This window comes from uncultured Thiohalocapsa sp., from assembly GCF_913062725.1.
Taxonomy (GTDB): domain Bacteria; phylum Pseudomonadota; class Gammaproteobacteria; order Chromatiales; family Chromatiaceae; genus Thiohalocapsa.
Genome location: NZ_CAJXWY010000039.1, coordinates 1 through 19,743, shown reverse-complemented (window position 1 = coordinate 19,743; position 19,743 = coordinate 1). Strand labels below are relative to the sequence as shown.

The following is a 19,743-nucleotide window of genomic DNA, read 5'->3' as shown; positions in this document are numbered from 1 at the left end:
CGTCGCGGTACAATCGGCACAACCGGCCGACCAGGCGGCAAACCAGCCATACGGGGGACGGTATGACACAGCACCCGCAGTTGGAACCCTTGAGCATGGACCAGCTCCTCAGCGAAGCGGTCGACACCATCCTCCGCGACCCTGACCCCGAGCGCTTTCTGCGCTGGGGCCGGCAGCGGATTCCGGATGCCCTGATCGGCGTCGACGCCCTCGACGGCGACGATGCCCGTCGCCTGTCGGCGCTCCTGGCCCAGGCCATCTGGAACGCCATGCCGCGCCCGGATCTCGGCTTCCGCCCAAGCCCCATGGCCGAGCCGGAGCCCGCGGAGCCCTGCCGTTGCGGCTCCGGCGCCGCCTACGGCGACTGCTGCCAGGCCGCCGGCGAGGTACCGGACGTGCCGGCGGAGATCCTCTGGGAGCCGCTGCTGGACCAGCTCGGCGAGGGCCGGCTGCAGGCCGCGGTGCAAAGCGGCGCGGTGCCCGAGCCGCTGCTCGCCAAGGTGGCGGATCGCTGGCTGGCCCTGGAGCGCCCCGGGCGCGCCGTGGCGCTGCTCGAGCCGCTGTTCGCCGGCGATCTTGCCAACCTCGACGACGCCTTCGAGCCGGCGCTCGACATCCTCTGCGATGCCTACGACGCCCTGGACCACTGGAAGAAGAAACAGGCCTTCCTGCTGCGCATCACAGACGATGCGGCGCCGAGCCTGAAGTCCGCCGCCTGGCAGCGCCTGAGCGTCATGTTCATCGACGACGGCGATTTCGAGTACGCCACCGACGCCTTCGCCCAGGCCCAGCGCCACGGACCGGATCACCCCGGCACCGCATTGCTGGAGATCACGCTGCTGGCCGCCCGCCACCAGGACGACCACGCCCGTGCCCGCGCCCAGTTCTGGCAGCACAAGCTGCGCCGCGCCGGCCACGACAACGCCGGCATCCAGGAGTTTCTGGCCCGCGCGCGCGAGGACCCACAGCAAGCCCTGATGATGAGTCAGGCGTCGGCCATGGACCCGGCGCTGCTGCGCCTGCGCGACTGGCTCGCGGGCTTCGCCGGGCGGGCGCTGCCGACGCTGCGTCTCGAGGCCATCGATGATCCGCTGAGCTGCAGCGACTCCCGTCAACTACCGCTGTTCGATCCGGAGCTGTTGCCGCTGCCCCCCGCCTTCGCCGATGGCCGTTGCCGCGCGCTGGCGCCGGCACGCACACTGGCCGATCTGGAGCGACGCTGGCACCAGGTGTTCGCCGCCCCCAAGCCCCTGTCCACACTACTGGCGGACAGCGAGCACGAGCAGGTTTGGCTGCGCAACGACTGGCTCGACTTCCTGGAGGCCCATCCGGCCGCCGCCGACAGCCTGGACATCCTCGACGACGTCGCCACCGCCCTGTACTGCCATCCCGAAAGCAGCCTGCCCTGGGTGGCGCGGGTCATGCTCGATCCGATCTTCGAGCGTGCGGAGGCCATCCTGCGCCACGGCCTGGGGCCCGAGCCGGCGGCGCTGCCGTGGACCGATCCGCGCAACCGCCCGGCGCTGCGGCTGCTGTTCCGACGCTGGCGCCAGCACGCGGATGCCGAGGCGCACGGTCCCGCCGTGGCGCTGGCGGAGCTGCTGCTGGCGCTCAATCCGCGTGACAATCATGGCGTACGCGCCGAATTGATGAATCATTACCTGCGCGTGCGCGAGGATGAGAAGGCTCTGGCGCTGGCGCGGCGCTTCCCCACCGATGCACTGGCGGACACCGCCTACGGCGAAGTGCTGGCGCTGTACCGCCTGGGTCACCAGGAGCGCGCCGCGCTGGTGCTGCACGAGGCCGTGGACCGCCTGCCGCGGGTGCCGCGGTTTTTGCTGCGCAAGCGCGTGCGCCGCCCGCGCCTGCACCAAAACGGCTTCGTCACCGGCGGCGATGACCAGGCCTGGCTCTACCGCCAGGCCATGCGCGATGTCTGGGCGGCGGAGCCGGGGCTGCTGGCCTGGATGAAGAAGCTCACCGCCTGAGGATGGCCGGCGCGCGTGCATCGCCGGATGCAGGCGCGCCGCCGATTGCGAACAACTTGGAGACCCGACATGAGCGCATTCCACCAGGTGGTGTTCACCGGCCGGCTCAAGCCCGGCATCGATGCCGAGCAGGCGGCGCAGGACTTCGCCAGCGTCTTCAAATTGCCGCAGGAGCAGGCGCGGCGGCTGATCCTGGACGCGCGCGAGCATGTGCTCAAGCACGAGGTGGACGACAGCAACGCCGAGCGCTACCGCGAGGTGCTGGAGGACATCGGCCTGGAGATACGCATCGAGCCCGCCGCCCCCACCCAAGGCGGCGCCGGGGCCGACGCCCCGACCGCAACCGACGCGGCGGGGCCTGCGGCACCGGCGGCGGGCATCGATCCCTACGCACCGCCGCAGGCGGATCTGACGCCGCCGGCTGAGGACGACGGGCCCCTGGCCACACCGCAATCGCTGTCGCCCGGACACGGATGGCTGTGGCTGAAGGATGCCTATGCCCTCTTTCGCAGCCGCCCCGGCGCCTGGCTCGGGGCCGTCGCCGTCATCTATCTCATCAACTTCGTGGTGGGCCTGGTGCCCCTGGTTGGGAGCCTGGTGGGCTTTTTGCTGGGCCCCATCTTCGGCGGCGGCATCATGGCCGGTGCCCGCTCGCTGGATCGCCACGGCAGCGTCCGCGCCGGTATGGTGCTCGACGGCTTCTCCGGGCCCGCCATACAGCTCGGCCTGGTGGGCGTGCTCTATCTGTTGGGTCTGGCGGTGGTGATGCTCGCCGCCGGGCTCATCGCCGTCGCCATCGGCGCCATCACCCCGGCCGGGCTGGAAGCCATGTCGGGTGGCGATCCGGAGGCCGCCGCCATGGCGTTGGCGCCCGGCATGCTGACCCTGCTCTTCCTGCTGGTGCTGGCGTTGCTGATTCCGCTGCTGATGGCGTATTGGTTCGCGCCGGCGCTGGTGATGCTGGAGCACCTGAGCGCCGTGGAGGCCATGCGGGCGAGCTTCCGCGGTTGCTGGATCAATCTCGTCCCCTTCCTGATCTATGGCGTGTCCCTGCTTGGCATCGTAGTGGTCTTCTCCATGGCCGTGGGCCTGGTGGCCCTGCTCGGCGGTATCGTGCTGGGTCCGGCGGCGGGGGTCGGCGGTTTTCTTGTCCTTGTGGTGATGGTGCCGGTGTTGCTGAGTTTCGTCGCCGTGACCATGCTCTCGCAGTACACCGGCTATCGGGACATTTTCCGCCACGCCGGCTGATGCCATGCGTCGCTGGCTGCTGCTCGGGCTAAGCGTCCTGCTGCTGTGCGCCGCCGCGGCGACGGGCACGATCTTCTGGCTCGGCAAGCGCGCCGAGCCGCAATACGACGGCACGCTGGCGCTGGCGGGTCTGGGGGCACCGGTGACCCTCACCTTCGGGCCGCATGCGGTGCCCACCATCGCGGCCGATTCGGTGGCCGATGCGCTCTTCGCCCAGGGCTACATGGTGGCGGCCGAGCGCATGTGGCAGATGGACCTGCTGCGCCGACTCGCCGGCGGGCGCCTGGCGGAGGTCTTCGGGGCGGGCGCACTGCCGGCGGATCGCTTCTATCGGACCATGGGGCTGCCGCTGGCTGCGCGTGAGGGTTACGCGGCGCTGGAGCCCGCATATCAGCGTTTGTTGCTGCGCTACGCCGACGGCGTCAATGCCTATATCGACCAAGCGGCCGGCCGGCTGCCGCTGGAGTACCTCGTCGCCGGCTTTGCCCCCGCCCGTTGGCGCCCCGAGGACAGCCTGGTCATCGGCGAGTACATGGCCTGGATCAACAGCGTCAATCTGCGCGAGGAATTATCGTTCCTCAAGTTGGCCGCCCGCCTCGGCAACGCCAGGGCGCTGGAGCTCTTTCCGGTGGATGTGGGCGTGGCGGCGCCGCGCACGGCCCATGAGCTGCCGGACTATCGCGCCCTGGCCCGGACAGCGCCGGATGCGCCGGCGATCGCGCAACGGCTGCCCATCGCGCCCATGCTGCGGGGTGGCGCCAGCAACATCTGGGCCATCAACGGCGGACGTACCGGCGACGGTACCGCCCTGCTCGCCAACGACCCGCACCTGGAGCCATCCATGCCGGCCATCTGGTACGAGCTGGAGCTGATCGCCCCGGGCCTGCATGTGGCCGGGCTTGCCCTGCCCGGAGTGCCTTTGGTGCTGCTGGGTCACAACGACGACCTGGCCTGGGGCATGACCACGGTCACGGCGGACACCCAGGACCTCTTCGTGGAGCAACTGGATGCCAGCGGCCAGGCCGTGCGGCGGGCGGACGGCTGGGAGCGGCTGCGCGTACGCACGGAGCACATCCCCGTGAAGGACCGCGCTGCGCCCGAGCCGCTGCACATCCGCAGCTCCAGCCACGGCGTGCTCATCGACGCCGTCATCGGCCCGGACAATCCGCTGGGCTTGCCGACGGTACACGTCGGCGATGCGCTCGCACTGCGCCGCAACCTGGAGTTGCCGGAGCGGGCGCTGGCGGGCCTGTGGCGGCTCAACACCGCAACTACCATCGCCGAGGCCCGGGCCGCCGGCGCCGACCTGCGCCACGTCTCGCAGAACCTGGTCATCGCCCATCGCAACGGCGATATCGGCTGGCAGGTGACGGGCACCCTGCCCCAACGCGGACGCGGCAGCGGCATGCTGCCCATGCCGGGATGGGAGCCCGGCTACGGCTGGCAGGGCTGGCAGCCGTTCGCCGCCAATCCGGGGGCGACCAACCCCACCGATGGCCGCCTGGTGAATGCCAACAATCGCAGCGTGCCGCTGCTCACGGCGGGTGCTGTCGGCCACAGCTGGCTGCCGCCGTACCGGGCGGCGCGCATCCACGCGCTGCTGGACGCCGCCGATGCGCCGGATGCCCCCGCCCTGGCCCGCATGCAGGCGGACCGCGAGAGCCTGCGCGCGCAGGTGTTCATGGACGCGTTGCGCCGAACGCTGCCGGCGCTGCGGGCACTGGACCCCGAGGCCGCCCGCATCGCCGAAGAGGACTTGCTGCACTGGCGCGGCGACTTCTCGCCCGACAGCCGCGCCGGCGCCCTGTTCGGACTCCTGCTGCCGGCGCTTTATCAGGCCCTCTATGGCGATGAGCTCGGCGACGATCTGCGCATGCTGATGCAGCTCGACGCCAGCACCTACGGGCCGTTGGATGAAGCCCTGCGGAGCGCATCCTCGAGCTTCTGGGATGATACGCAAACGCCGCAGCTGCAAGAGGGACCGGCCCATGTCTGGCGCGAGGCGCTGCTGGCGGCGCGCGCACGCCTGGATGCGCTGTTGCCCGCAGGATCCCAGCGGCTGGATCGGCTCCGGGGAGTCACCTTCCGCCATGCCTTCGCCGCCCGGCCCTGGCTCGGGCGCCTGTTCAGCGTCGGCCCCATCGGCATTGGCGGTGATAATGCCACGGTCAACGTCGCCAACGCCTCGGTGCTGGCACCCCAGCGCATCGGCTACATCCCCTCGGTGCGCGTGGTGTACACACCCACCGACTGGTCCGCCACCCGTGGCAGCCTGCCGCTCGGTCAATCCGGGCATCGGTTCTCGCGCTACCGCACCGACCAACTCGACGATTGGCTCGGCGTCGACGGCCACGTCTGGCCCTGGCACGGGCCGGCGCCCGGCACGGCGCAGCGCACGCTGCAGCTCTTGCCCGCGGCTGCGGATTGATCCCGACGCGGCGCGCGCCGTCTGGATTTGGGGGGCTGTCCGCGGTGACCGCCCGCATCGTCGCGGCGCGGGCGGTGCGCCTGGACTGTCTCAGGCTGGTGCCTGAAGCCCGGCGCCCCCGGCGTCCCTCAGCAGGCGTGACAGTAGTAGGCGGGCAGACCGGCGATACGACAGGCCTGCTTGCAGCCACCGCCGGGGAAGAGGCCCTCCAGATTCTTGCGGGTGCAGGGGCTGTGCCGCGAGACCTCGTGACCGATGCTGCGGATGATCACCTTCGGCGACGGCGGCATCTCGTGGAAGGCATAGTATTCGCGCAGAAAGTTGATGACACTCCAGTGGCAGTCGGTGAGCGCGAGGCCCTCTTGGGCGGCCAGCGCCTCCGCGAGGTCGTTGTCCCAGTCCAGGAAGCTCGCCAAGAGGCCCTTTTTGTTGAAGTGGACCTCGCGGCCAGCGATCTGTACGGCGGTCATACGGTGCTCTCCTCCACCCGCGGGTGGTCGATGAGGGTGTGGCCCGACATTGCGCCGGGCGAGTGGTCTCGATTGGCTTATTAGAAGATTTGAAAATCGTGGAACAGGTGATTCATCACCTGTCAAGGAAATATAGTTCAAGGCCCGGGTCGCCTGGGCCCGGAGACTAGACCTGGATCAAGTCGCGGCTGATCTTTGCGCTGCGGCGCCCTGGTGCGGACGCCGGTGTCGATCGCCGAAAGCCGCCTGGATGGCGTGGGGACACGGGCCTCCCCCGGCATACGCCGATGGCCGGCGCGAGCTTTCGCGGGCGGGGTGACGGCGGGCGGGGATCTCGGCCGCCGGGGTGCGGTGGTGAAGCCTAAGGGGGTGTAGGCACAGCCGGCCACCGGCCGCCGGCCCGGGCCTGCGAGACCTCGGGGGAGACCCGGGGGAGACCGACGGTCAGGAGCCCGGCACGCTCAGCGGGGCTGGGTCTGGCGGCGCCTGGGGCGCTGGCGATGGAGCCGAAACGGGGGCCGCGCCCGAGGCGAGGGGAAAGCGCGCCGCGCAAAAGACCTTGCGCGGGCGCGTGGCGCATCGGTCTACCAGCTGACGGCACCCTCGGCGACGCCCTCGAGCATGGCGGCGACCTCGCCCATGATGGGACTCGCTTCGATTTCCTCGGCGGGGATGCGCCGGTGCACCACATAGGTGGTCTCGGGCTCACTCGGCAGCGTATAGACAGCGATGATGAAGGGACAGTTGACGATACGGGTGGGATCCTCGGACGTCATCCTGCGCGACAGCACGGCGCTGCAGAACTCGATGGAGTGGGCATGGGTGTAAATCGTCTCCGCCATGCCGAGGTCCTGGCCCGTGCGCTCCAGCATCTCGTCCAAGTGCATGACATTGTTGATGTACATGCCGCGCTCCTGGATCGCGAGCTTGAGACCGTCGATGACGTCTTCGAAGCTGCTGTCGCTTTGATACACGGCGTAGCCATCGTCGGCCTGCGCCGGGCCGGCGACCATCAGCATCGCGACCAGCGAGAACAGGAAAGCACGCAGGAGGGGCGGCAGGCGCCGGGCTGCCCGGGCGGTGATCGCCGCGGCGGGCCGGGCCCGGCGGCCGGCCATTGCCGCGGCCAGCGGTTGGGAAAGCAGCAGTATTGGGGTCATCAGTATTGGTCCATGGGCCGGAAGGCGGGCGCTGAGGGCCAGGCATCGCCGGCGCCGCCCGGGGCCGGCGCGGGGGCGCTTTGGCGACTCTCCAGCTGCTCGATACGGCGCTTGAGGGCTTCGATCTCGCGCTCTTTTGCGTCATCGCCTGTCGTAGCGGGCGCACTTGAGGTGCCGGGTGCGGCCGGCGCGGCGTATCCCGGCGCATAGCCGGGTGCCGGCGGGTAGCCGTAGCCCGGCGCGCCATAGCCCGGTGCACCATAGGGGGCGCCGTAGCCGGGCGCACCATAGCCGCCATAGGGGCCGTAGGGGCCATAGGGGCCGTAGGGACCTTCGTCGTAGTAGTAGTCCTCGTTGTCGCCGCCGAACCAACGGCCCGGGTTGAACATGTCGCCAAAGCCGACCGCCTGCACGGCGGGTGCGAGCAGCAGCGCAGACACGAGGCCCACGGTGCGGATTACGGTGCGGGCTTGCATAGCCACGTTGGGCATCCTCCAGAATCGATGATGGATGGTTGTCGGCGCGGTGCTGCAATGGACTGGACCCGCAGAGCGCAAGGCTGCGGATGTGTCCGTTGCGGGGCGATCTGCGCCGCCTGTTACCGCGGGGCAAGCATACTACAGGCTGGGGGCTTCAGCGCCCGCTCACGGCTCTGCCCGACGCCGTTCGCCAGCGCCATGGGCATGGGTATGGCCGTGGTGGTGGCCATGATCCTGCGATGCAGGGGGCTCGCCGGCCGCAGGCCCGTGCCCGTGCCCGGCATGACCGCCGTGCAGCAGCGCGCCGTCGGGCTGCAGCGCCGGGCGCCCGGTGGCGCCGCTCGCCACCCGCTCGCGCTGCGCGGCGAGCTCGGCGCGCAGCCAATCGAGCCAGGGGCCCAGATGCGCGTCGTCGCGGCGGGCGCTGAGCGACAGTAAGGGCGCGGCGGTGCCGAGATCGCGCAGATAGCGCTCGGCCCGGGCCGCATCGAAGTCGTCCAGCACCGGCAGCAGATCCGCTTTGGTGAGCAGCACCAAGTCGGCGGCGCGGAACATCACCGGGTACTTGGCCGGCTTGTCATCGCCCTCGGGCACCGACAGCAGGGTGACGTTGCGATGATGGCCAAGGTCGAAGCTCGCCGGACAGACCAGATTGCCGACGTTCTCGATAAACAGGATGTCGACCCCGGTCAGATCCAGCCGATGCAGTGCGTCGTGCACCATGTGCGCGTCCAGATGGCAGGCACTGCCGGTGGCGATCTGGATGGCCGCGACCCCCTTCGCGCGGATGCGCTCGGCGTCGTTCTCGGTTTCCAGGTCGCCTTCGATGACGGCGATGCGCAGCTCGCGCCCCAGCGCGTCGATGGTGGCTTCCAGCAGACTGGTCTTGCCGGCCCCCGGCGAGGACATCAGGTTGACGGCGAGGATGCCACGGGCATCGAAGTGCGCGCGGTTATGCGCCGCTTGATGGTCGTTCTCGCCGAGCAGGCTCTGCAAGACCTCCACCGCGGCACGGCCCGAGGCGGTCTCGGCATGCTTACCGCCGGGACGCACGAGGTGCTCGTTGCCGGACGTGACGTTGCAGCCACAGGTGTCACACATGAATCAGCTCCGGATTGACGGCAGGTTCAATGCGAGACTATAGCAGCGCCGATGGCCGATTTGACCCTGTTTGGGGCGCGGAGCGCACGCCCGCCTGCTCGGGCGAGGCGGCATCGGGATCGGCGTTTGCCGATGGCCGGCGACCGGCGCCGGGCCTCTAGCGGCCGGTGCCCGCATCATCGGGCACGCGCAGTTCCAGATTCACCAGCAGCATTTCGTCACCGCTCACGAGGCGGGTGTGCCAGTCGCCGCAGGCGCCGCAGAGCAGGCGGTTCGGCGTCGCCTCGGTTTCGGCGCCGCAGGTCGTGCAGTGCACCCGCACCGGTGCCGGCTCGATGTCGAGCACCACCCCCTCGGCGATGGTGCCGGCGGCCGCCAGCGGATAGGCGTTGCGCAACAGCTGCGCGTCCACGCCCGACAGCGGACCGATGCGCAGCCGGATGTGCTCCACCCGATCGGCGCCGTGATCGGCGGCGATGCGCTGCACCTGATCCAGCAGCGATTGGCACACCGAGAGCTCATGCATGGCACACGCCCGCGGCGGCGTTCACTGGACGCTCGCGTCGTCGCCGCGTAGCCCACAGACGTGGACCCGCGGCGTACATGGCTGCGAGGGCTGGATTGCCGGCGGCGGCATCGGGGCGGCCGAGCGATGGGGGCGCACACATGCGGGCGGGTGATACGGCGATAAGCGTGAGCCTCAGCCCCCGGAGATGCGGCAGCTGCCGTCGCGGCAGCGGCGCTCGAAGCGCCAGTCCGCAAAGCGCCGGTAAGCCGCGTCGAGAACGCCGGTGAGCCGTAATGCGGTGACCACGCGCGCCAGCAGCCGGTAGCCCGGCAGCTGGCGCCAGATGGCGACGAACGCGGGCACGCCCTGCACGAGCTGGCCCGTGGCATCGCACACGTGCAGGCGGCGCATGGCGGTGGCCTGATCCAGGCCGACGGCGGCCAGGGCGTGGGTGTCTCGGGTGATGTCCACCCAGCGCACCCGACCGGCACGGTCGAGGCGCCGGTAGTGCGCAATCTCCTTGCTACAGAGCGGACAGCCGCCGTCGTAGAAGGTGGTGAGTGCGCTATCCGCGGAAGGGCTCATGCGGTTGGCTCCTGTGGTCTGTGCTCATGGCTGTCGGGGTCGGTGGGTTTCGGCGGCATCGGGCGCCGGTGGCACCAGGCGATCACCCACCGCGACGCGCCCCGGGGCCATCACCGCGGCGGTGAGACCGCCGGCGCCGCGCATGGCGTTGTAGCCGCGGCCCGGCCGGCGGCGATGGGCGGTGGAGCGACGCGCATCGCTGCATGTGATGGGATCGCCACCTGCGATGCCCTGTGGGTGCTTGTTATATTGCGCTCAGCGAGGGCCGCACAACCGCGGTCGACGACGGGAATGCCCGCAACCATGCTCTCATCCGCCCCATTGCGATTGCGCCTGCTCGCGGCGGCCGCCGCCGCGCTGCTGGCGGCCGGCTGCTCGACCATGCAGCTTGCGTACAACACCGCGGATTTTTTCATCGAGCGCTATGCCGACGACTATCTCGGGCTGGATAGCACCCAGATGGAGCGCTGGTCGCCAACCCTGAGGGCGGCGCTGGCCACGCACCGTCAGGCGGAGCTGCCGTATCTTGCGGCCTTTTTCGACAGCGCGCAGAACGATGCCCGCAAGGGCTTCACCCGCGAGGATGTGCACTGTCTGCTGGACCAGTTCGAGCGCATCTACCGCCGCCATTTCACGCTCGCGGCGGCCACCGCGGCACCGCTGCTCGCGGATTTGGAGCAATCGCAGATCCAGGCCCTGACGCAGCGCTTTCGCGAAGAGGCGCAGGAGGATGCGGATGCCGGCGCCCGCCCCGAGGCGGAACGCGTCGCCAAACGGGTGGAGCGCTATGCCGACAACCTGCGCTGGTGGCTCGGCGAGCTGGACGCGAACCAGCGCCGCATCGTCGGCGCCGTGGTCGCCGACCTGCCTGAGACCGACGTCTGGTATGCCTATCGGGACCGCAAGCGCCGCGAGCTCATCGCCCTGCTGCGCCGGGACGCCGCGCCGGCGCAGATCGAGGCCTTCCTGGTCGACTGGCTGGTGGACTACAGCGACATGCCAGCGGCGCTGGCGCGCAGCCAGGCGCAACTGCGCAGCGGCGTCACCGAGTTGCTGGTGCGCCTCGACGCCACCTTTACCGACACCCAGCGCCGACGGCTGATCGATCGGCTGACGGGGTTGCGGCGCGACTTCCTGCGCTTACAGCGCGACCCGCACCTGGCACCCGTGGCCTGTTGAGGCCGCACCATCGCGTGCCGCCGGTCGGTCAAGCGTGCCGGCTGCCCCCATCCGGCGCAGGCGCTCGCACCCTCAGAATGCCCGTGACAAGCGCCAACGCTGATAATTGGGCTCGTCGAGATAGGCCTTGTTACTGATGTAGTTGAGCACGTTGCGCAGGCGATAGAAGCCGACCACCGAATCCACACGCAGGATCTCCCGGCCGTGCTCGTCGAAGAAGAGCAGCGAGGGTGTATAGAACAGGCCGAGATCCCGGGCCCAGTCCCGGGCCGTCGTGCGCTCCCCTTGTGGTGTCACCACCGGTGTGTCGGACCAGATGTCCAGCTGCACGCTGTCGAGCTCGCCGAACTGGCGCTGCAACTCCACCTCCTCCAGGGCCTGGCCGTGCAGGACGTCGCAGGCGTGGCAGTCGCCCTGCTCGAAGAACACCGCCAGCGGGCGATCGCTCGGCACGCCGGAGCGATCGAGATTGTAGGGCGGTGCTTCGAAGAAGTCCTGGTCGTTCAAATCGGCGGGCCCGAACACCATGCGGTTGTCGCCGCGGGCCAGGTAGTCGCGGAAGGACTCGCGCTGGTAATGGTCATCGGCCACATACTCCAGTGCGGCGCGAAATTGATACGGCGGATAGTAGCCGCGCAGGCGCAGGGCCTCGCGCCCTTGTGCGTCGTAGAACACCAGCGAGGGCGTGAAGTTGGTTTCCTCCCGCAGGGCGAAGTCGCGCTCGGTCAGCTTGTTGCCGGCCAGGTCGGTCACCTCGGCGACACCCCAGATGTCCACGGGCACGATGTCGAAGTGCGCACGGGTGTAATCGACGATGTCCGGTGCGCCGAAGTTCACATCCATGAGCTTGTGGCAGTAGGCGCAGCGGCGCTGGCCGAAGTAGACCACCAGGTCCTTGCCCGCGGCGACGGCCTCGGCATGATCGTCGCGCAGGTTGAGGAAGGGCTCCTTGAACCACGCGGGATACGCCAGCGGCTGCTCGCGCGGGAAATCGTCCGCGCCGAGCGCCGTGGTGACGTCCGCATCGACGCCGGCGGCGGGCGCACCGAGCGCGGCGGTGGCGCCTGTCATCAGCCCGATGGCCAGACCGACGACCGGGCCGAGCACCGAAAGCACCGCCGGGCTGCCGGTCCGGCCGCCCGGGCCACCGAGGCTGTGACGGCACCGATGCCGGCGCCTGAGCTCGCGGATCATACTGTTACCTCAAAGGTCAGGGCCCGGGTCGGGCGGCCGGCACCGATCGCGGTGGTCAACCGGCCCCCGACACCCGGCGTTCGCGCGCCAGGAAGCGGCGCACCAGAAATAACGCGGCGATGGAGCGCGCCTCGGTGAAATCGGGCCGCTCCAGCAAACCGTCGCCATCCGCCAGCGGCCAGGGCAGGACCTCGATGGGCTCGGGCTCGTCGCCGGGCAGCGGGTCGGGGTAGAGGTCGCGCGCCAGCACGATGCGGCTGCCGTGCTGCATATAGCCGGGCACCACGCTCACCCGGTGCACCGTGTCCAGGCGCCTGGCGGCGAGACCGAGCTCCTCGCGCAGCTCACGCCCGGCGGCGGCATGGATGTCTTCACCGGCGTCCACCACGCCCTTTGGAAAACCGAGCTGGTAGTCATCGCTGCCAGCGGCATACTCGCGCGCGAGGAGTAGGTTCTGGTCGGCGTCCACGGGGACGATCATGACCGAGTCGTTGCCGCCGAGGATGCGCTCGAAGGTGCGACGCTCGCCGTTGGCGAACTCAAGATCCACGGCTTCCACGCGGAAGATGCGGGAGCGGGCCGCGAGTCGGCGGGCCAGGACCCGCGGTTTTTGTCTGTTCATGGGCTCAATGCCTCCGCAGTCCGTTGGGTGCTGCGCGTGGTGAGCGGGGTCGGGTATGCTGCACGGCATTGCGCAGACCACCAACCGCCGCCGGGCCGCCAGCATGTCCCAGCCCCACGACCAGGCCCCGCAGCTCGACTGGGCCGCCATCGACACGGTCTTCCTGGACATGGACGGCACGCTGCTGGATCTGCACTACGACAACCATTTTTGGCTGGAGCACGTCCCCAGGCGCTATGCCGAGCACATCGGGGTCAGCCTGGCCGAGGCCAAGGATACGCTGCTGCCCAAGTATCGCCGTATCCAGGGCACGTTGGACTGGTATTGCATCGACCACTGGAGCCGGGAACTGGGTCTGGACATTGCGCTGCTGAAGGCCGAGGTGGAGCATCTGATCGCTGCGCATCCCTTCGTGGCGGAGTTCCTCGACGCCCTCGGCAATTGCGGCAAGCGCCGGGTGCTGGTGACCAATGCCCACCAGAAATCCATCGATCTCAAGTTTCGGCGCACCCGCCTCGGGGATCGCCTGGAACGGGTGATCTGCGCGCATGACCTGCGGCTGGCCAAGGAGGCGCCGGGCTTCTGGGCGCGGGTGCAGGCGATCGAGCCCTTCGACCCACAGCGGACGCTTTTCGTGGATGACAATCTGGAGGTCCTGCACGCCGCCCGCGACTACGGCTTCCACTGGCTGCTGGCGGTGAGCGCACCGGACTCGCGGGTGCCGGCGCGGGATGTTCGGGATTTTCCGGCCATCGCGCGCTTCTCGCAGATCCTGCCGCAGCTGCGCTGAGCGCCCGCCGCCGCGCGGCACAAACCGCGACGGCGCACGCGCCCCGCTCAGGCCGTGGGCGCCGGATCCGCGGCCGGCTTGCGCCGCCGCCGACGCCGTTGCTTGGGCCTGGCCCGCGCATCGGCCGGCGCTGGCGCGCCATTGCCATCCGCCTGGCCCGCCGCCTCTTGTGCCGCCTCTTGTGCCAATGGTGGTGCGGATGCCGCGTCGGCGCCACTGTGGTGGCCAGTCCGGGGACCGGCCTGATCGCCGCCGGGCTTCGCGCGTGCGCGCGCGCCACCGCCCCGACGGGCGTTGCCGCCTTGATCGCGCCGGCCACCGCGACCTTCGCCGCGCCCATCCCGCGGCCGCCGCGGCGCAGGCACCCGGCTCTTCGGGTCCACCTCGGCGAGCATGTCCGCGGTGATCTCGGCCACGGGAATCTTCATGCCGATGTAGGCTTCGATGTCGGGCAGGCAGAAGGCGTAGCGCTCACAGACGAAGCTGATGGCGTCGCCGGCCTCGCCGGCGCGGGCGGTGCGGCCGATGCGGTGCACATAGTCCTCGGCGTCGTCGGGCAGATCGTAGTTGATGACGTGGGAGACGCCGGGAATATGCAGTCCGCGGGCGGCAACGTCCGTGGCCACCATGACGGGCAGCTCGCCGGACTTGAATTGGGCCAGCAGCTTCAGGCGCTTCTTCTGCGGCACGTCGCCGGAGAGCATGGCCGCATGCACGCCGTTGCCCTCGAGATAGCCCCAAACGCGCTCGCCCTCGCGCTTGGTGTTGACGAAGACCATGATGCGCGCGCCTTCGAGCCGCACCAGCCCCAGCAGCAGCGGGATCTTTTCGTCGTTGGCAACCATGTAGCAGGTCTGTCGCACCCGGTCGGCGGTGACCTGCTCCGGGGCGATCTCCACCATGTGCGGGTCGTTCATGTGCTCGTAAGCGAGCTCCATGACCCGGTAGGACAGGGTCGCCGAGAACAGCATCCCCAGGCGCTGCGCCGGACTCGGCAGCCGGCGCAGCACGAACCGAATGTCCTTGATGAAGCCGAGGTCGAACATGCGGTCCGCCTCGTCCAGCACCACCACCTGCACGGCGTTGAAGTTGAAGACCCGCTGCTTGAAGTAGTCGATCAGCCGCCCCGGCGTGCCGATGAGGATGTCCACGCCGGCGGCGATGGCCTCGCGCTGTTGCTGGTAACCGGTGCCGCCGTAGACGAGGCCGAGCCTGAAGCCGGTGTGCTTGTTGATGACTGCCGCATCCTTATGAATCTGCACCGCCAGCTCGCGGGTGGGGGCGAGGATGACGATGCGTGGCTGCTGTGGTCCCTCACGCGCCCCGGCGGGCGGATGCGTCAGCAGATGCTGCATGCCCGCCACCAGAAAGGCCGCGGTCTTGCCGGTGCCGGTTTGCGCCTGCCCGGCGACGTCCTGACCGGCCAGCGCCAGCGGGAGAGTCTGCGCCTGGATCGGCGTGCAATGACTGAAGCCCGCGTCGGCGAGTCCTTGTAGGATACGGGGATCGAGATCGAAATGGTCGAAGCGAACGTCGGTGAGGTGTGTCTGGGGCATGGAATCCTGGGGCGTTGGGCCGAGCTCTCCGGCGGGTGGCGAGCGCGCGCTCAGGCGCGGGCTCGGCGGGCCACGGGCACGTCAGCCGGTCGGCTGCGACGACGCATCGTGACGCGGTTGGCGTCGGCGGTCCGGGCCGACGTGCCGGGAGGGGTTGCAAATCTTGACATCTTTGGCTCAAATAGCATCTTAACCTTCAGGGCGATAACAACGCCAATCCGCCCGACCTCCCCCCTGACCCACGCCGCAGTCGCCGCACGAGTTGCACCGGCAGCGGTTGAATTTCAGGCAGCGAGACGGCCCGGCAGCCCTGCAAGCTCAAACACGGGCAAGCGCAACCAGCCTTGGCGCCAGGCGTCTGCGATGCGCACATCGCCACCACGCGCCCACGACGACGCGCAATGCAGACACCCATCCGTGACGCCGCCCGCCCCAACCCTTCACCCGAGCGGAGACAGACCAGACGTGACCGATCGTATCCTGCAAGTGACGGACGACACCTTCGAAGAGGAGGTGCTCAACTCCACCGAGCCCGTCCTGGTGGACTATTGGGCCAACTGGTGTGCTCCCTGCAAAATGATCGCCCCGCTGCTGGAGGAGATCGCCGAGGAGTACGCCGGCAAGATCAAGGTCGCAAAGCTCGACATCGACCAGAACCGCGCCATCACCGAACGCTTCAAGGTGCGCGGCATCCCGACCCTGATGCTGTTCAAGGGTGGTGAGCCCGAGGCCACCAAGGTCGGCGCCGTATCCAAGTCGCAGCTGACCGTCTTCATCGACAGTAATCTCTGAGCCGGCCGGCGGCCCCGCCGACCGCCGTGGTCGTCGCCCCGCTGGGGCACGGCCGCCGAAGCTTCAGGAGCCCCGCCCGGCGCCATCCCCGGGCGCTCAGGTAGGACAGCCAATCATCCCGCCACCGCCGGTCCAGCCGCCGCGCACCGCAGCCGCGGCATCGTCACCACCGGCGCCCACCCGCCCGGCGCCGACCAACCGGCGGCCCATCGCCATCACACACGACGCAATGAATCTCACAGAGCTCAAGAAGATGCCGGTTCCCCAATTGGTGGAGCTGGCGCAGTCCATGGAACTCGAGGGCATCGGCCGCTCACGCAAGCAGGATCTGATCTTCGCGATCCTGAAGGCACGCGCCAAGCGCGGCGAGGATATCTACGGCGACGGTGTGCTGGAGATCCTCTCCGACGGCTTCGGCTTCCTGCGCTCGGCGGATGCCTCCTATCTGGCGGGACCGGACGACATCTATGTGTCGCCGAGCCAGATCCGGCGCTTCGCGCTGCGCACCGGCGACACCATTTCCGGCAAGATCCGCCCGCCCAAGGACGGCGAGCGCTACTTTGCGCTGCTGAAGGTGGGCGACATCAATTTCGAGCGCCCGGAAGCCGCGAAGCACAAGATCCTGTTCGAGAATTTCACACCGCTGTTCGCCCAGCAGCGCATGCAGCTGGAGATCGGCAACGGCAGCACGGAAGACCTCACGGCGCGCATCATCGACCTGGTCGCCCCCATCGGCAAGGGCCAGCGCGGGCTCATCGTCTCCCCGCCCAAGGCGGGCAAGACCATGATGCTGCAGAACGTGGCCCAGTCCATCGCGCACAACTACCCGGACGTCTACCTCATCGTCCTGCTCATCGACGAGCGCCCCGAGGAGGTCACGGAGATGGCCCGCTCGGTGCGCGGCGAGGTGGTGTCATCCACCTTCGACGAGCCCGCCACGCGCCATGTGCAGGTGGCGGAGATGGTCATCGAGAAGGCCAAGCGGCTGGTGGAGCACAACAACGACGTCGTCGTGCTGCTGGACAGCATCACCCGCCTGGCGCGCGCCTACAACACCGTGGTGCCCTCCTCCGGCAAGGTGCTCACCGGCGGCGTCGACGCCAATGCCCTGCAGCGGCCGAAGCGCTTCTTCGGCGCCGCGCGCAACGTCGAAGAGGGCGGCTCGCTCACCATCATCGCCACCGCCCTGGTGGAGACGGGCTCGCGCATGGACGACGTCATCTACGAGGAGTTCAAGGGCACCGGCAACATGGAGATCCACCTGGATCGGCGCATCGCCGAGAAGCGCATTTTCCCGTCCATCAACATCAACCGCTCCGGCACCCGCCGCGAGGAACTACTGATGAAGCCGGCGGATCTGCAAAAGGTGTGGATCCTGCGCAAGATCCTGCATCCCATGGACGAGCTGGCGGCGGTGGAATTCCTGCTCGACAAGCTCAAGCACACCAAGACCAACAGCGAGTTCTTCGACTCCATGAAGGGCTGAGCCTGCGCCGGCGAGACCGTCGCCATGCGTGCCAGCCTGCCCCCGGCCACCGCCAGGCTCGCCGCCGCCCTCTCGCTCGGGCTGCTGCTGCTCGCGGCGGCCTTGCTCGCCGCCCAGGCCACGGCCGATCTGCGCCGTATCCAGCGGCTGGAAACCGACCTCGCCGAGCTGCACGACGTCCGCTACGGGCTGCTCAATGCCGAGGCCTGGATGGCGCGGGTGTCGTCGCTGCTGGCGCACAAGATCGACACCTTCGAGGTGACCGAGGCCAATCGTCCGGCCATCAAGCGCAACCTCGAGATTGCCCTCGAGCGTATCTTAGTGGAGCTGGAGGATTATCTGCGCCGGCGCAACAGCGCCGGCGACAACGTCTGGGAGCGCCTGGGCGGGACACTGCGCCAGGGCGTACAGGATTTCCTCGTCGACTTCAACGAGCTGCGCGCCCAAGTGCCCAGGTACGCGGACGCCGTCATCGCCGAGCTCAATCGCCCGCAAACCCGCGCCGAGCTCAAAGACCGCCTGCTGGCGGCGCTCGATGCCGCGGCGGACGCCACGTTCACGGCCACGGACTTCAGCGCCTACAACGCCGTCCTCGCCCGCCACGGCTGCGCCGACGCCGCCGCCTGCGAGTCGCAGCTGCGCACCGACATCGCCACGCTGCGGGCACGTGCACGGCCCTTCACCGCGGGGGCACTGATCGCCGTGGCGACCATGTGCTTCGTCGCCTGGCGCGAGCGCCCGCACCTCAGGCCCGAGGTCATGGTCATGCTCACCGCGGGCAGCCTGGTGCTGCTCACGGGTGGCGTCATCACGCCCATGATCGACGTGGAGGCGCGCATTACAGAGCTGCGCTTCGTCCTGCTCGGCGAGCCCATCGTGTTCTCCGACCAGGTGCTCTACTTCCAGAGCAAGAGCATCCTCGACGTCGTCGGCGTACTCGTGGATACCGGTGCCTGGGACATGCGCTTCGTCGCCGTGCTGATCACGCTGTTCAGCCTGGTGTTTCCGTTGCTCAAGGTGCTGGCCGGCTTTGTTTACTACCTGGACTGGCGCGGGCTGCGCGGCAACGGCCTGATCGAGTTCTTTGCCCTGCGCTCCGGCAAATGGTCCATGGCCGACGTGCTGGTGGTGGCCATGCTCATGGCCTATGTGGGCTTCAGCGGCTTGGTGGAGAGCCAGCTCGCGGCCATGGCCGGCGGCGGCCGCGGCGTCGATGTCATCACCACCAACGGCACCGAGCTGCGGCCGGGCTTCTACCTGTTCCTGGCCTTCGTGCTGGCGAGCCTGGTGTTATCGGCGCTGCTGGAGGCGCGCGTGGGAAAACGCCCGCGCTGAGCTTGGTATGCGCCCGGCTTGGTGTGCGCCCAGCTTGGTGTGCGCCCGGCGCCGGGCATCGCCGCCGCCCGCTGCGCGGGCACGATGCCCGGCGCCGCGTGTGCGCGCACAGGCGCGCCAAAGGGCCGCGCCCTCAAGCCTGGGATTTCGCCCAGCGAAACACCCGCATCGGCGGGATATTGCGCAGTTCCATGGCCACCTGCGGTGTGCCCAGCACGGGCTGGGCCAAGGCCCCGACACGGGGATTGAACTGATAGGCGACGAAGCGCCCGGTATCGGCGAGCACGGCGGCGACTTCGGCGAGAATCTGCGAGCCGATCGCCGCACTCATGGTGGAGAAGGGGATGCCCGAGACGATGGCATCCGGCGCGGCGAGCCCGTGGGACGTCACGATCGCTCGAACATCGGTGGCGCTGCCGAGGTGGGCGATGAGCCGTTCGTCTTCGATGCGGCTCACTTGCTCGTGGAACAACGGATTGATCTCGATGCTCAGCAGCCGTGCATCCGGCGCCAGGGCGCCGAGCATGGCCTGAGTCATGCCGCCGGTGCCGGGGCCAAGCTCGACGACGCAGCGGGCGGCGGCAATGTCGGCGGCGGCGATGACGCGACGCTCCAGAAAGCCGGAGCTGGGGATGATCGAGCCGATCTGGCGCGGGTGCCGGAAGAACTGCTGCGCGAACAGGAGATGGCCGTTAGGGCGCTTGCGCAGAGATGGATTCGTTGTCATGCGAAGGCTTTCCTGCAACTGAACGCTTATTGCGCCAGGCAAAGCCTGGAAGAGGGGGAAACATGCTGACATGACGTAAGCACGTGGAAACCTTT

18 protein-coding genes are annotated in these 19,743 nt (G+C 69.0%); 8 read left to right on the top strand and 10 right to left on the bottom strand.

All coding sequences use genetic code 11. From position 1 onward, the window contains the following. Positions 1-95: 95 nt before the first annotated feature. From QZ588_RS11800 to QZ588_RS11790, 3 genes are all read left to right on the top strand, one after another. A complete protein-coding gene (locus tag QZ588_RS11800) occupies positions 96-1,988 on the top strand; it encodes a hypothetical protein (protein WP_295542959.1) in 1,893 nt (630 codons plus the stop codon). A 69-nt stretch (positions 1,989-2,057) separates the two neighbouring features. Further along, positions 2,058-3,236: a BPSS1780 family membrane protein gene (locus QZ588_RS11795; RefSeq protein WP_295542957.1), complete on the top strand. Its 1,179-nt coding sequence runs from the start codon at positions 2,058-2,060 to the stop codon at positions 3,234-3,236. A gap of 4 nt (positions 3,237-3,240) precedes the next feature. Then, a complete protein-coding gene (locus tag QZ588_RS11790; RefSeq protein ID WP_295542955.1) occupies positions 3,241-5,664 on the top strand; it encodes a penicillin acylase family protein in 2,424 nt (807 codons plus the stop codon). Positions 5,665-5,792: 128 nt separating this feature from the next. On the opposite strand, the gene QZ588_RS11785 is transcribed toward QZ588_RS11790, so the two are convergent. The 6 genes from QZ588_RS11785 to QZ588_RS11760 form a co-directional block, all read right to left on the bottom strand. Beyond that, on the bottom strand, positions 5,793-6,134 hold the full coding sequence (locus tag QZ588_RS11785) for a TusE/DsrC/DsvC family sulfur relay protein (RefSeq protein WP_295542953.1): 342 nt from the start codon (positions 6,132-6,134) through the stop codon (positions 5,793-5,795). A 584-nt stretch (positions 6,135-6,718) separates the two neighbouring features. Further along, on the bottom strand, positions 6,719-7,294 hold the full coding sequence (locus QZ588_RS11780) for a DUF302 domain-containing protein (RefSeq protein ID WP_295542951.1): 576 nt from the start codon (positions 7,292-7,294) through the stop codon (positions 6,719-6,721). Continuing rightward, on the bottom strand, positions 7,294-7,770 hold the full coding sequence (locus tag QZ588_RS11775) for a hypothetical protein (protein WP_295542985.1): 477 nt from the start codon (positions 7,768-7,770) through the stop codon (positions 7,294-7,296). Before QZ588_RS11775 ends, QZ588_RS11780 begins: the two co-directional genes overlap by 1 nt. A gap of 168 nt (positions 7,771-7,938) precedes the next feature. Beyond that, positions 7,939-8,874, bottom strand: coding sequence for a hydrogenase nickel incorporation protein HypB (gene hypB, locus QZ588_RS11770; RefSeq protein ID WP_295542949.1), 936 nt, complete (start codon positions 8,872-8,874; stop codon positions 7,939-7,941). A 157-nt stretch (positions 8,875-9,031) separates the two neighbouring features. Next, on the bottom strand, positions 9,032-9,400 hold the full coding sequence (locus tag QZ588_RS11765) for a hydrogenase maturation nickel metallochaperone HypA (protein ID WP_295542947.1): 369 nt from the start codon (positions 9,398-9,400) through the stop codon (positions 9,032-9,034). Positions 9,401-9,574: 174 nt separating this feature from the next. After that, complete coding sequence (locus QZ588_RS11760) at positions 9,575-9,967, bottom strand: thiol-disulfide oxidoreductase DCC family protein (RefSeq protein WP_295542945.1); 393 nt, start codon at positions 9,965-9,967, stop codon at positions 9,575-9,577. 303 nt (positions 9,968-10,270) lie between these two features. Here QZ588_RS11760 and QZ588_RS11755 point away from each other — a divergent pair, with 303 nt between their 5' ends. Next, complete coding sequence (locus QZ588_RS11755; RefSeq protein ID WP_295542944.1) at positions 10,271-11,146, top strand: DUF6279 family lipoprotein; 876 nt, start codon at positions 10,271-10,273, stop codon at positions 11,144-11,146. A gap of 72 nt (positions 11,147-11,218) precedes the next feature. Here QZ588_RS11755 and QZ588_RS11750 read toward each other — a convergent pair whose 3' ends face one another. Then, positions 11,219-12,340: a thioredoxin fold domain-containing protein gene (locus QZ588_RS11750; protein ID WP_295542941.1), complete on the bottom strand. Its 1,122-nt coding sequence runs from the start codon at positions 12,338-12,340 to the stop codon at positions 11,219-11,221. A 55-nt stretch (positions 12,341-12,395) separates the two neighbouring features. After that, the gene (gene nudE, locus QZ588_RS11745; RefSeq protein WP_295542939.1) at positions 12,396-12,962 is read right to left on the bottom strand and encodes an ADP compounds hydrolase NudE; all 567 of its coding nucleotides are present in this window, start codon (positions 12,960-12,962) and stop codon (positions 12,396-12,398) included. Between the two features lie 103 nt (positions 12,963-13,065). On the opposite strand from nudE, the gene yrfG reads away from it, so the two are divergent. Then, positions 13,066-13,752 carry a GMP/IMP nucleotidase gene (yrfG, locus tag QZ588_RS11740; protein ID WP_295542983.1) on the top strand — a complete coding sequence of 229 codons (687 nt, stop codon included), beginning with the start codon at positions 13,066-13,068 and terminating at the stop codon, positions 13,750-13,752. A gap of 47 nt (positions 13,753-13,799) precedes the next feature. Here yrfG and rhlB read toward each other — a convergent pair whose 3' ends face one another. Further along, positions 13,800-15,308 carry an ATP-dependent RNA helicase RhlB gene (gene rhlB, locus QZ588_RS11735; RefSeq protein ID WP_295542938.1) on the bottom strand — a complete coding sequence of 503 codons (1,509 nt, stop codon included), beginning with the start codon at positions 15,306-15,308 and terminating at the stop codon, positions 13,800-13,802. Between the two features lie 465 nt (positions 15,309-15,773). On the opposite strand from rhlB, the gene trxA reads away from it, so the two are divergent. The 3 genes from trxA to QZ588_RS11720 all read left to right on the top strand — a co-directional run bounded on the left by trxA (position 15,774) and on the right by QZ588_RS11720 (position 18,921). Beyond that, on the top strand, positions 15,774-16,100 hold the full coding sequence (gene trxA / locus QZ588_RS11730) for a thioredoxin TrxA (RefSeq protein ID WP_295542936.1): 327 nt from the start codon (positions 15,774-15,776) through the stop codon (positions 16,098-16,100). A 229-nt stretch (positions 16,101-16,329) separates the two neighbouring features. After that, on the top strand, positions 16,330-17,586 hold the full coding sequence (gene rho, locus QZ588_RS11725; RefSeq protein WP_295542934.1) for a transcription termination factor Rho: 1,257 nt from the start codon (positions 16,330-16,332) through the stop codon (positions 17,584-17,586). Between the two features lie 24 nt (positions 17,587-17,610). Beyond that, positions 17,611-18,921, top strand: coding sequence for a paraquat-inducible protein A (locus tag QZ588_RS11720; protein ID WP_295542931.1), 1,311 nt, complete (start codon positions 17,611-17,613; stop codon positions 18,919-18,921). Between the two features lie 133 nt (positions 18,922-19,054). On the opposite strand, the gene QZ588_RS11715 is transcribed toward QZ588_RS11720, so the two are convergent. Beyond that, on the bottom strand, positions 19,055-19,648 hold the full coding sequence (locus QZ588_RS11715) for a methyltransferase type 12 (RefSeq protein ID WP_295542929.1): 594 nt from the start codon (positions 19,646-19,648) through the stop codon (positions 19,055-19,057). Positions 19,649-19,743 lie beyond the last annotated feature (95 nt).